General features: G+C 63.0%; 8 protein-coding genes, 1 tRNA gene and 1 pseudogene. 9 read left to right on the forward strand and 1 reads right to left on the reverse strand.

Features of this window, described 5'->3' with window-relative positions:
- Positions 1 to 533: 533 nt before the first annotated feature.
- Positions 534 to 1,583 carry a selenide, water dikinase SelD gene (gene selD, locus EH240_RS33070; protein WP_125006451.1) on the reverse strand — a complete coding sequence of 350 codons (1,050 nt, stop codon included), beginning with the start codon at positions 1,581 to 1,583 and terminating at the stop codon, positions 534 to 536.
- A gap of 221 nt (positions 1,584 to 1,804) precedes the next feature.
- On the opposite strand from selD, the gene fdnG reads away from it, so the two are divergent.
- The 9 genes and pseudogenes from fdnG to EH240_RS33115 all read left to right on the forward strand — a co-directional run bounded on the left by fdnG (position 1,805) and on the right by EH240_RS33115 (position 12,308).
- Positions 1,805 to 4,891, forward strand: coding sequence for a formate dehydrogenase-N subunit alpha (gene fdnG, locus EH240_RS33080; RefSeq protein WP_148101161.1), 3,087 nt, complete (start codon positions 1,805 to 1,807; stop codon positions 4,889 to 4,891).
- Between the two features lie 12 nt (positions 4,892 to 4,903).
- The gene (gene fdxH / locus EH240_RS33085) at positions 4,904 to 5,854 is read left to right on the forward strand and encodes a formate dehydrogenase subunit beta (RefSeq protein WP_125006437.1); all 951 of its coding nucleotides are present in this window, start codon (positions 4,904 to 4,906) and stop codon (positions 5,852 to 5,854) included.
- Positions 5,841 to 6,545 (forward strand): formate dehydrogenase subunit gamma, encoded by a 705-nt coding sequence (locus tag EH240_RS33090; RefSeq protein ID WP_125006439.1) that lies wholly within the window; start codon positions 5,841 to 5,843, stop codon positions 6,543 to 6,545. Before fdxH ends, EH240_RS33090 begins: the two co-directional genes overlap by 14 nt.
- A gap of 103 nt (positions 6,546 to 6,648) precedes the next feature.
- Entirely contained in the window at positions 6,649 to 7,566 is a 918-nt protein-coding gene (fdhE, locus tag EH240_RS33095; RefSeq protein WP_125006441.1) for a formate dehydrogenase accessory protein FdhE, read from the forward strand.
- A gap of 7 nt (positions 7,567 to 7,573) precedes the next feature.
- Positions 7,574 to 8,992 (forward strand): L-seryl-tRNA(Sec) selenium transferase, encoded by a 1,419-nt coding sequence (gene selA, locus EH240_RS33100; protein ID WP_125006443.1) that lies wholly within the window; start codon positions 7,574 to 7,576, stop codon positions 8,990 to 8,992.
- The gene (locus EH240_RS33105; protein ID WP_125006445.1) at positions 8,979 to 9,767 is read left to right on the forward strand and encodes a tetratricopeptide repeat protein; all 789 of its coding nucleotides are present in this window, start codon (positions 8,979 to 8,981) and stop codon (positions 9,765 to 9,767) included. Before selA ends, EH240_RS33105 begins: the two co-directional genes overlap by 14 nt.
- A pseudogene (selB, locus tag EH240_RS33110) lies at positions 9,764 to 11,590 on the forward strand (selenocysteine-specific translation elongation factor); the annotation flags it as partial. The gene EH240_RS33105 and the pseudogene selB, both read left to right, overlap by 4 nt.
- 126 nt (positions 11,591 to 11,716) lie before the next feature.
- Positions 11,717 to 11,812 (forward strand) — tRNA-Sec (locus tag EH240_RS38320).
- Between the two features lie 196 nt (positions 11,813 to 12,008).
- Entirely contained in the window at positions 12,009 to 12,308 is a 300-nt protein-coding gene (locus EH240_RS33115; RefSeq protein ID WP_125006449.1) for a hypothetical protein, read from the forward strand.
- Positions 12,309 to 12,331: the final 23 nt, after the last annotated feature.

Consider the following 12,331-nt stretch of genomic DNA (forward strand, 5'->3'; position numbering starts at 1 on the left):
AATGGGCGGTCCCAGGATCGGGACAACGGGTGGAGGTCGCTGGCTTGGACGCGCCAGCGCCGGGGCCATTATCGATGTGCAAGTAATCGCGCTGATCACCTCGCACTCTCTTGTAAAGCGGGCAGCCCGGCTTTCAGCCAAACGCCGCATGGACCAGAGAATATCAGGAGCTAGTGGATCGAACTGATGCAAGGATTGCGCACCCGGCAGTCGAAATAAAATCACGCGGCAGGCTACTTATTTGCGCAACTCAAGGCACGAGCAAACAAAGTGAATGATGCCGCCAGAGTCAGTGCCTGCGGATGCCTGCCCTTGGTTAGAAGAGGACGCTCCTCGTGTTACTGTCCAAGGACTGAATGGTGGGCCGGGAGGATGCGGGAGAACTATTGATTTTGTTGGCTTTTTCATGGGCCAGAATTGCAAAGCTTCCCGCATTGTTCCGTATGGTTCCGCGCCCAGCACCGCCGGCGGGGTCGTGAAGTCTCGCGCAAGAGTATGCGATAGCCATGACAGCCACCGATCGGAAGCGACGGTCATTCCTCGATTGCCACGGCAGGTCGGCCGGGTTCGACACATCCGATCATACTCGCCGAAGGATAGCCACTGGCAACGATTGTCTCGACCAGGGCGCCGGCGCTACCAGGCTCGCAGGCAATCAGCAGCCCACCCGAAGTCTGCGGGTCGGTAAGTAGATCGAGTCGCCACTCCTGCATGCCTTCATGCAGTCGCACCGCATCGCTATAACTCGCCCAATTACGCCGCGATGCGCCAGTAACAAAGCTTTGTTCCGCAAGCGAGGTTGCCTGCGCAAAGACGGGAACGTCATGGTCGCGGATCACCAGTGCGCAGGCGGAGCCGCGCGCCATCTCCAGGGCGTGTCCGAGCAGACCAAAGCCAGTCACATCGGTCATCGCATGCACGTTTGGGTCCTTGGAGAGATCCGACCCTATCCGGTTGAGAAGGGTCGTCGAAGCAATCAATTCTTCATAGCCGGCGGGCGACAACGCCTTCTTCTTGATGGCTGCGGAATAGATTCCGACGCCGAGTCCCTTGGTGAGGATCAACGCATCTCCCGGCCTGGCTCCCGAATTACGCCGGATCTCCGCAGGCCGGCAGGTGCCGATCACGGCAAGCCCGTAGATGGGTTCAAGTGAGTCTATCGAATGGCCACCAGCGACCGGTATTCCGGCTGTGGCGCAAATGTCGCGGCCGCCCTTCAGGATTTCCCGCACCATGTGTGTCGGCAGCTTCTCGATAGGCATTCCTAGGATGGCCAGTGCCATGATTGGTCGCCCGCCCATCGCGTAGACGTCGGAGAGCGCGTTGGCCGCTGCGATCCGCCCGAAGTCATACGGGTTATCCACCATCGGCATGAAGAAGTCGGTGGTTGCAATCACGCAGGTTGTGTCGTCGATCTGCCAGACGGCAGCATCATCTCCAGTTTCGGTGCCGACAAGGAGTTGCCGAAAGAGGCTGGGTTCCGTCTTCTCGGCGAGAAGCTGCTGCAGAACGGAGGGCGCCAGCTTGCAACCGCAACCGCCGCCATGAGCAAGGCTGGTCAGACGCGGAGGTGCCTCGGTGATATCGCCCCGCAACGCGGGAGCCGTTTCCAACACCACGCCATACTGTAGTGTCACATTCCGAAAAGCGTCAATAGCATTTTCCTGCGCGAACCATTTGCCGACTCCGATCTGTGCCCTAGATCCCTCAGCAGTTTGACATTGCGCCAATTCGGCTCAAAATGGCGTCCGTATCTCTTGGTTCTGGATGCCTCTATGGGCATCGAATTCGGGAGGAAATCCAGATGAATGTTGAGCTATCACGGCGCGCGTTCCTGCAGACGGCTGGCGCGGGTCTCGCCGGCACGACGTTGGGGGCTTTCGGCTTCGCCGACATCGAGGCCGCGCATGCGGCAGCGATACGGTCCTTCAAGCTCGCCAACACGACCGAGACGCGCAACACCTGCCCGTACTGTTCGGTAGCCTGCGGCATAATCCTGTATTCGAAAGGCGATCTTAGAAAGGGCGAGAAGGCCGACATCACCCATATCGAGGGCGATACCGACCACCCGACCAATCGCGGCACCTTGTGCCCCAAGGGGTCGGCTCTGCTCGGCTTCGTGAAATCTCCGACCCGCCTGCAGCATCCGATGGTCCGTAAGCCCGGGTCCGACAAGTTCGAGCCGATAAGCTGGGAAGACGCCCTCGGCCGCATCGCCCGCTTGATGAAGGACGATCGCGACAAGAACTTCGTCGCAAGGAACAATGACGGCGTGACGGTCAACCGGTGGATCACCACCGGCTTCCTAGCCGCCTCGGCATCGACCAATGAAACCGCGTTCGCGACCTACAAGGTGGTGCGCAGCGCGGGAATGCTGGTGTTCGACAACCAGGCGCGTGTCTGACACGGCCCCACGGTGGCGAGTCTCGCCCCAACATTCGGCCGCGGCGCGATGACCAATTCCTGGACGGACATCAGGAATACGGATCTTGTTGTAATCATGGGCGGCAATGCCGCGGAAGCGCATCCGTGCGGCTTCAAATGGGTCACGGAAGCGAAGGCCAACCGCGGCGCCAAGCTTATTGTCATCGACCCGCGCTTCACGCGCTCGGCTTCGGTGTCGGATCTTTACGCGCCGATCCGCCAGGGAACGGACATCGCCTTCCTGCTCGGCCTGATCAACTACTGCATCCAGAAAGACAAGGTGCAATGGGACTATGTGAAGGCCTTCACCAACGCGGCCTATGTCGTCAAGCAGGGCTTCACATATCAGGACGGCCTCTTCTCCGGCTATGACGAGGCGAAGCGGGACTATGACAAGTCCAGTTGGGATTACGACATAGGTCCGGATGGCTTTGCGGTTGTCGACGAGACACTGGCGAATCCCCGCTGCGTCTGGAATCTGCTCAAGAAGCATGTCGCGGTCTACACGCCTGAAATGGTCGAGCGCATCTGCGGCACGCCCAAGGACCGCTTCCTGAAGGTAGCCGCGATGGTCGCGGAAACCTCTTCGCCCACCAAGGCGATGACGTCGATGTACGCGCTCGGCTGGACCCAGCACTCGAAGGGATCGCAGAACATCCGCGCCATGGCGATGCTGCAGCTTGTTCTCGGTAATATCGGCATACGCGGCGGCGGCATGAATGCGCTTCGCGGCCACTCCAACATCCAGGGGCTGACAGACCTCGGGCTGATGTCGAACCTGCTGCCCGGCTACCTCACACTGCCGACGCAGAAGGAGCCGGATTTGGCGGCTTATATGTCGACGCGCGGCTTCAAGCCGTTGCGGCCGAACCAGTTGAGCTACTGGCAGAATTACAAGAAGTTCTTTGTCAGCTTCCAGAAGTCGATGTGGGGAAGCGCGGCGACGCCGGAGAACGACTTCGCCTATGACTACCTGCCGAAGCTCGACCTGCCGGGCTACGATCTGCTGCGTGCTTTCGAGCTGATGCACCAAGGCAAGGTGAACGGCTATTTCTGCCAGGGCTTTAACCCGCTGCAGGCGGCTCCGAACAAGAAGAAGGTGATCGAGTCCCTCTCGAAGCTCAAATTCCTCGTCATCATGGATCCGTTGGACACGGAGACCGGGCGGTTCTGGGAGAACCATGGGCCGTACAACGATGTCGATCCGTCGCAGATCCAGACGGAGGTCTACCAGCTGCCTTCAACCTGCTTCGCCGAGGACGACGGCTCGCTGGTCAATTCCGGGCGCTGGCTGCAGTGGCATTGGGCCGGCGGCACGCCCCCCGGCAAAGCCAAGCGCGATACGTGGATCATGGCGCAACTCTATCTGCACCTGAAGGAGCTCTACACCAAGGAAGGCGGCGCCTTCCCCGATCCAATCATCAAACTCAACTGGCCTTATGCCGATCCCGGCGATCCGAAGGCCGAAGAGCTTGCGCAGGAGATCAACGGCAGGGCGCTTGCCAGGGTGACCGACACGGCCGACCCGACGAAGGTGCTGGCCGAGGCCGGCAAGCTGCTGCCGGCCTTTGCCGCGCTGCGCGACGACGGCTCGACCGCCTGCGGCTGCTGGATCTATTCCGGCTGCTTCAACGAGAACGGCAACAACATGGCCCGGCGGGATACGACCGATCCGGACGACGCCGGCTTCTATTCGAAATGGGCGTTCTCATGGCCCGCCAACCGCCGCATCCTCTATAACAGGGCCTCCGCGGACCGCACCGGAAAACCGTGGGATCCGAGCCGCAAAGTGATCGCATGGGACGGCCAAAAATGGTCGGGTTACGATGTACCTGATATCGCGCCGACCGCGAAGCCCGATCAGGTCGGCCCGTTCATCATGAACCCGGAAGGCGTCTCGCGCCTCTTTACCCGGGGCATGATGCGCGACGGACCGTTCCCGGCGCATTACGAGCCGTTCGAGTCACCGATCGTCAATCCCGTCGCACCCAAGGTCCGCGGCAATCCGGCCGCCCGTGTATTCGAGGGCGACATGGCCCAGTTTGCGGAAGCGGCTTCTAAGGAGTTCCCCTATGCGGCGACCTCCTACCGCCTGACCGAGCATTTCCACTTCTGGACCAAGCACGTCATCGTCAATGCGGTGATGCAGCCGGAGTTCTTCGTGGAGATTTCGGAACAACTTGCGGCCGAGAAGGGCATCGTCAAGGGCGGCTGGGTCCGCGTCTGGTCGAAGCGCGGTTCAGTTGTAGCGAAGGCCATGGTGACCAAGCGGATCAAGCCGCTTATCTGCGATGGCAAGACCATTCACATCGTCGGCATTCCGCTGCACTGGGGCTTCACTGGGGCGGCGAAGAAAGGCTTCGGCCCGAACATGCTCACTCCCTTTGTAGGCGACGCCAATATCGAGACGCCCGAGTACAAGGCGTTCCTGGTCAATATCGAGCCCGCACCGGGCCCGGCGGCATAGGAGGAGCAAGCGATGTTTCCTCCCCTTCCCAATCCTTCGACGACGGAGACGGCGCCGCGTTTTTCCGAGAAGGACCTCATCCGCCGCTCGGCGTCGACCGTCCCTGCCCCCGAGCAGCAGCTAACCGAAGTCGCCAAGCTCATCGATGTCTCGAAATGCATCGGCTGCAAGGCATGCCAAACGGCCTGCATCGAGTGGAACGACACGCACCCGGAGGTCGGCGTCTTCGCCGGCGCCTTCGAGAATCCTCCCGACCTGACGCCCGACATGTTCACGCTGATGCGCTACAGCGAATGGGACAATCCCGAGACCAACGAGCTCGAATGGCTGATCCGCAAGGATGGCTGCATGCACTGCGCCGATCCCGGTTGCCTCAAGGCCTGCCCGGCGCCGGGTGCGATCGTGCAGTATTCGAACGGCATCGTCGATTTCGTCCACGAGAACTGCATCGGCTGCGGCTACTGCATCAAGGGCTGCCCGTTCAACATCCCGCGCATCTCCAAAGTCGACCACACGGCCTATAAATGCACGCTCTGCTCAGATCGAGTCGCAGTCGGCCAGGGCCCGGCCTGCGCCAAGGCATGCCCAACTCAGGCGATCGTGTTCGGCACCAAGGACGAGATGAAAGGCTGGGCCGCCAAGCGTGTCGAGGACTTGAAGTCGCGCGGTTTCGCCAATGCCGGTCTCTACGATCCGCCGGGCGTCGGAGGAACGCATGTGATGTACGTGCTCCATCATGCCGACCAGCCGGAACTCTACTCGGGCCTTCCGAAGGAACCGAGGATCAGTCCGCTCGTGGAGGCGTGGAAAGGTGTGACCAAATATGCGGGCCTCACGGTCTTGGGCGTGGCAGCCGGCGTCGGCTTGCTCCACCATCTGATCATGGGACCGAACAGGGTAACCGAGGCGGATGAGGAGCGCGCCGAAGAGTTGACGGAAGGCGACAGCCATGCCCGCCGATGACCTGAAGCCAAACGAACAGATACATCCCGGCAAGCCGGTTATCGTGGACCGCTACACGATCGGCGCGCGGATCAACCACTGGATCACGGCGGCGAGCTTGATCCTGCTCGCCCTATCCGGCCTCGCGATGTTTCACCCGAGCCTGTTCTTCCTGTCCGGCCTTTTCGGCGGGGGTCAGTTCACGCGCTTCATCCATCCATGGATCGGTGTCGTGCTCTTCTTCAGCTTCCTTGGGCTTTTCCTTCGATTCTGGAAGGCCAACCTGTGGAGACGCGATGACGGAACGTGGCTCGCGCGTTTCCGTGACGTGTTGGCCAATCACGAGGACAATGTCCCTGAGGTCGGCAAGTACAATGCCGGCCAGAAGCTCGTCTTCTGGTCAATGTCGGTGCTGATCGTGATCCTCATCTCCTCCGGATTGGTGGCATGGGATCAATATTTCTCCCAGTATACGACAATCGATCAGAAGCGCCTGGCCATACTTGTCCACTCCATCGCCGCAGTCGCGATCATCGGCGTCTGGATCGTCCATTTCTACTCGGCCATTTGGGTGCGCGGCACCATTTCCGCCATGACCCGCGGACGGGTGACTGGCGGTTGGGCCTGGCGGCACCACCGCAAATGGCTGCGGGAGCTCGTAACCAGATCGAGCAAGGGAACAGGATCGTCGGGGCAGAAGCCCGCCAAATAGAGCGAGCGCTGGCGGGATGACTTTTCCGCCCTAGTTTTGTGTTTGCGCATGATTGTGTGCGCCGGTCAGGCACCACGTGGCCCGTGCGGTTCGTGAGGTTCGAATGCCAAGACAGATCATTCCGGCCGGTTCCGACCCCACCGCCATCGGCGAAGTCTCCGCTCCTCCTTTTGCCCGCCTTCCTGAGCCTGCGCTACTGTTCTCTCGCCGCGCTGAGCGGTGGACCGCGCTGGCGGCAGGTCATGACCTGGGTCCCTATCTCCGCTTCCTTGCCGCTCTCGCCGATGTGCAGCACCGCATCCAGGAAGGCTTGGCGGAGCCGGAGATGCCGGATGCCGCAGCGCGCGAGCGTGCGCGCATCTTTGGAATGCCGCCGCTCGACCGCGGCAACCTCGCGCCCGACACGGCCGCCGAGACTCTCGACCGCCTGGTCGTAGCGGCGTCGGAGATCAAGAAGACGGTCGCCGCGGCCGACGCGCTGGACCGTTTGAAGCAGGCTACTCCGGCGAAGCGCGGTGGCATGGTGCGCAATGTGCTCGCTAACGCGATTCCGATGGAGGCGCTCGCCGAGCACATCTATGTCGCGGCCGCGCTGCAGGTTCACTTCGCCCGTCTCGCCGCCAGCCTCGATGCCCGCGCGCTGGTGCCGGTAAGCGACGGCGCATGCCCCGCCTGCGGCAGCCCGCCGACATCCTCGATCATCGTCGGCTGGCAGGGCGCTCACGGGGCGCGGTTCTGCGCATGCTCGCTGTGCGGCACTTTGTGGAACTACGTGCGCATCAAATGCACGCTGTGCGGCTCGACCAAGGGCATCGGCTACCAGGAGATCGAAGGTGGACCGGGCACTGTGAAGGCAGAGACCTGCGATTCCTGCGGCTGCTATGTGAAGATCCTTCATCAGCACAAGGATCCCGGTCTCGACCCGGTTGCCGACGACGTGGCGACGCTTGGGCTCGACATCCTCGTCCGCGAAGGCGGCCATAGCCGCGGTTCCTTCAACCCTTTCCTGATCGGCTATTGAGGGCGCGATGACCAGTCTGCCCACAGGCCGCCTGCGCGATCTCCCGTCAGTCGATCGCGTGCTCAAGTCTCCGCTCGCAGCCGCGGCCGTCGAGCGCTTCGGGCAGCAGGCCGCGACGCGCGCCATCCGGGATGCGCTCGAAGAAGCACGGGCGGCCTGCCGTACCGGGGCTGCAGTGCCTGAGCCGAGCGACCTCGCCGCCGACGCGCTCGTCCGCCTCAAGACCGCGGAGCGCCCATCGCTGCGCCCGGTTTTCAATCTGACCGGGACTGTGCTGCACACCAATCTCGGCCGCGCGCTCATCGCGGGCGAAGCCTTAGAGGCGATGCACGCTGCCATGGGCGAAGCGGTGGCGCTCGAATTCAACATCGGGACGGGCAGACGCGGCGAACGTGACGATCATGTACGGGCCCTCATATGCGAGCCCACCGGGGCCGAGGACGCGACCGTCGTCAACAACAACGCGGCCGCGGTGCTTCTCGTCCTCAACACGCTCTCGCTTGGCCGCGAGGCCGTCGTGTCGCGTGGCGAGCTGATCGAGATCGGCGGCTCTTTCCGCATGCCGGACATCATGACCCGCGCGGGCGCGAAACTCGTTGAGGTCGGCACCACCAACCGCACGCATCCCAGGGATTACCTGTCGGCCATCGGTCCGGCGACCGGGCTTCTTTTCAAGGTGCACACGTCCAACTACCGGATCGATGGATTCACGGCGGAGGTCTCGGCGCGTGAGCTTTCGGCGATCGCCAAGGAGCGCGGTGTGCCTCTGATCCACGATCTCGGCTCCGGCACGCTCATCGATCTCACCCAGTACGGACTGCCGCACGAGCCTACCGTGGGCGAGGCGATTGCGGACGGCGCCGATCTCGTCACCTTCTCTGGCGACAAGCTCCTCGGAGGGCCGCAGGCGGGTTTCATCGTCGGCCGGAAGGATCTTCTTGCCGAGGTCAACCGAAATCCGATGAAGAGGGCGCTTCGTGTCGACAAGCTCCGGCTGGCCGCGTTGGAGGCAACGCTGAAGCTCTATCGCAACCCGGATCGCCTGGTAGAACGTTTGCCGACGCTGAGGCTGCTCGCGCGCCCCGCTATCGATATTGCCGCGCAGGCCCGGCGCCTCGCTCCCGTCCTTTTCAATGTTCTCGGCGATGAATTTGCAGTGGACGTCGCGGACTGCCGCAGCCAGGTTGGATCGGGCGCAATGCCGCTCGACACCGTTCCGAGCGCCGGGCTTGCCATCAGCCACCAATCAGGAAGCGGTCAGGCCCTGGAAGCGCTCGCGGCAGCATTGCGGGCGCTGCCCATTCCGGTGATCGGGCGCATCGAAAAGCAGGCGCTCATACTCGATCTGCGCTGCCTCGAGGACGAGGCGAGCCTGGCGGCCAATCTTGCAAGCTTCTCTCCAGGAGGCGGCGGTGCGGTGGCTTGATCGTCTCGCGCACAAGCCGGCCCGGACATCCGTGGCTGACCAGTTAGCCGTCGCCCTCGACGCTGCCAAACGCGGCGACTACGCCACAGCGCTCGGCATCTGGGAGCCGCTGGCGCGGTCTGGATCGGCTCGCGCCCAAAACAACGTCGGCGCCTGCTTCGCCGAGGGGCTCGGCGTCGAGCGTAACGGCAATCTCGCCTCCCGCTGGCTGGCGCTCGCCGCCGAAGCCGGCGATCCGGTCGGGCAGCGGAACCTCGCCTCGCTGTGTTTCCGCGGCGAAGGCGTCGAACAGAATTACCACCGCGCGGCCGAATTCTACCGGGCCGCGGCCGAACAAGGCGACGGACCGGCGCAGGACATGTTGAGCTGGATGCTGCTCGAGGGTGAGGTGATCGAGCCTGACATTGCCGAAGCGCGACGCTGGGCGCTGGCCGCCGCCAAGCAAGGCATCGCATCGGCGATGACCCGTGTCGGCATGCTCTATCACAATGCACTCGGCGTATCGCGCGATCCTGCCGAAGCGGTCCGATGGTGGCGCAAGGCCTCGTTGCTCGGCGATGCGGACGCTCAGGCCATGCTCGGCGCCGCCTGCCATCTCGGGGCGGGCGTTCCCGCCGACGCTGTCGAAGCCTATGCCTGGCTCCTGCGCGCGCAAGCAGGCGGCAGCGTCCTCGCAGGCCGATACATGGACGCGGCGCGCACTGCGCTCACCGCGAACGAAGTCGCCGAGGCCCAGCGCCGCGCCATCTCGCCGCTCGAGGAGCTTGCGCCATGATCGTCGGGACGGCCGGACATGTCGACCACGGCAAGACGGCGCTGGTGCATGCGCTGACCGGCGTCGACACGGATCGGCTCAAGGAAGAGAAGGTGCGAGGCATGACGATCGATCTTGGCTTCGCCTATCTTCCGACGCCGAACGGGGACGTCGTCGGTTTCATCGACGTTCCCGGCCATGAGCGCTTCGTGCATACCATGGTCGCTGGCGCCAGCGGCATCGATTTCGTGCTGCTGGTCGTGGCTGCCGATGACGGCATCATGCCGCAGACGCGTGAACATCTGGCGATCATCGATCTCCTTGGCGTCAGGCGCGGGCTGGTCGTGCTTTCGAAGTGCGATCTGGCCGACCCGATGCGACGCGCTGCTCTTACTGCGGACATCAGCACCGCCCTCGCCGGCACCACCTTGGACGAGGCTGGGGTCATCCCTGTGTCCGCAGTCACGGGCGAAGGCATCGATAACCTCAAGTACCTGCTGTTCGAAGAGGCATTGCGCTTTGCCGGACGCTCAGCCTCGGGCCGCTTTCGATTGGCTGTCGACCGCTGCTTTACCCTGCGCGGCATCGGCACGGTCGTCACCGGCACCGTCCTTTCGGGCTCTGTCGGTGTCGGCGACAGCGTGGTGGTGAGCCCCTCGGGGCTCGCCGCGCGCATTCGCTCGATCCACGCCCAGAACCGGGTAGCCGAGCGCGGCCGCGCCGGAAGCCGTTGCGCACTCAATCTGGCCGGCGACGGCGTCAGCAAGGAGGCGGTACGGCGCGGAGATGTGATCCTCGATCCCGCGCTTCACGCGCCGACAGACAGGATCGACGCCGAGCTGCGTGTGCTGCCCGGCGAGCGAAAGCCGATCGGGCAATGGTTCCCGGTGCGGCTCCATCACGCCGCGACCGAGGTCGGGGCTAGGATCGTTCTTCTCGGCGATGAGCCTATAGCACCAGGCGGCACGACCAAGGTGCAGATTGTTTTGGAGAGCCCGATCGCTGCTGTGGCCGGCGACACCTACGTGATGCGCGACACCTCTGCGCAGCGAACCATAGGCGGCGGGCGCTTCATCGATCTTAGGCCGCCTAGCCGGAAACGCCGCACACCGGAACGGCTGGCTAGACTCGAAGCACAAGCCATCCCTGTTCCGGAAAAGTCGGTCGCTACGCTCCTCGACACACCGCCCCGCTACCTAGACCTGGGCGCCTTCGCCCGCGACCGCGCGCTCGGCGTCGATGAGGTCGCAAGCCTGGTCGACCGTCTCCGCCTTGCCACTATTTCCGTCGGTGAGACGCAGTTCGTGGTCTCGTCAATGCGTTGGGCTCGGTTCAAGCGCGACCTGAGCATAATCCTGGAGACCTTTCACGCCGAGAACCCGGATTTACCGGGCATCGGAATGGAAAAGCTGCGCCTTCAGCTCGATCCGTGTCTTCCTGCATCGGCCTTCGCCGCTGCCATGCGAAGCCTCGTCCGCGCCGGTCAGATTGAGCTTGACGGCGCCTGGATACGGCTTCCGGGCCATGAGGTCCGTCTCGCGGCCAAGGAAGAAGCTCTCTGGCTGGAAATCGAGCCGTTGATGGCCGGCCCGGTGAGATTCCATCCCCCAAGGGTGCGCGACATCGCAAGAGAGCTTGCCAGGCCGGAAGCGGAAATCCGCAAGCTTCTGAAGCTTATTGGGCGCATCGGCATGGTGCATGAGGTTGCGCATGATCACTTCTTCCTTCGCTCGGCGCTGACTGAGATCGTCGAGATCGTCTGCAATCTGGCGGCCGAGCGTGACAGGCAGTTCAGCGTCGGACAGTTTCGCGACAGTGCGGGCAGCGGGCGTAAGGTCGCCGTTCACATCCTCGAATTTCTCGACCGGCACGGCGTCACCTTGCGGCGCGGCGACCTGCGGCGCATCAACAAACATCGGTTGGACCTTTTTCGCCGCCAGGACGACAATGGTCCTCCGACAGAGGCCTCTGGAGGAGCATCGTCCCCGGTGGGGCGTCCGGACTTCAAATCCGGGAGGGGCCGCGAGCCGGTCCTTGGTGGGTTCGACTCCCACTCTCTTCCGCCATCTTCTTAGAGCCTGGCCCTGAAAATGTGACGAACCCTTCCGAGGAGGTGACGCGATGCCAGCATCCTTTCTGCTTGAACTGAGGACTTCGGCGGAGGCCGCCAAGGCTGCGGAGACGAGTTTCCGGCACGAGGCGGCAAGGCGGATTGCGGCGCTGGAGCAAGACCGCGCATTCGCCTTCAGGCGGCTCAACCTCATGCAGGTCATCGCCGATGCGATAGACCCGGCGGAAAGCGAGGACATCGCCGTGGCGAGCGCCTTCGCCGCTCTGCGCACTCGTCTCGGCTGGAATGCAGACAGCGAGGCGCGCTTGGAGGTGATCTCGCATTTTGGCCCGGTCGCGCTGGCAATGTTCCGGGGCTCGAGCGGTGACCAATCCGCCAGCATTCATGCCGCGCTTGTGGATTTCGAGCATTGGTATTCTGTAAGCCGGGGCTCTAGCTTCTGGGCCCTGTTTGAGCAGCAGATACCGGACACACCTGCTGTCGATTTTTGAAGAATGCATTATCCACGAAAACC

Source organism: Mesorhizobium tamadayense (assembly GCF_003863365.1).
Lineage (GTDB): Bacteria > Pseudomonadota > Alphaproteobacteria > Rhizobiales > Rhizobiaceae > Mesorhizobium > Mesorhizobium tamadayense.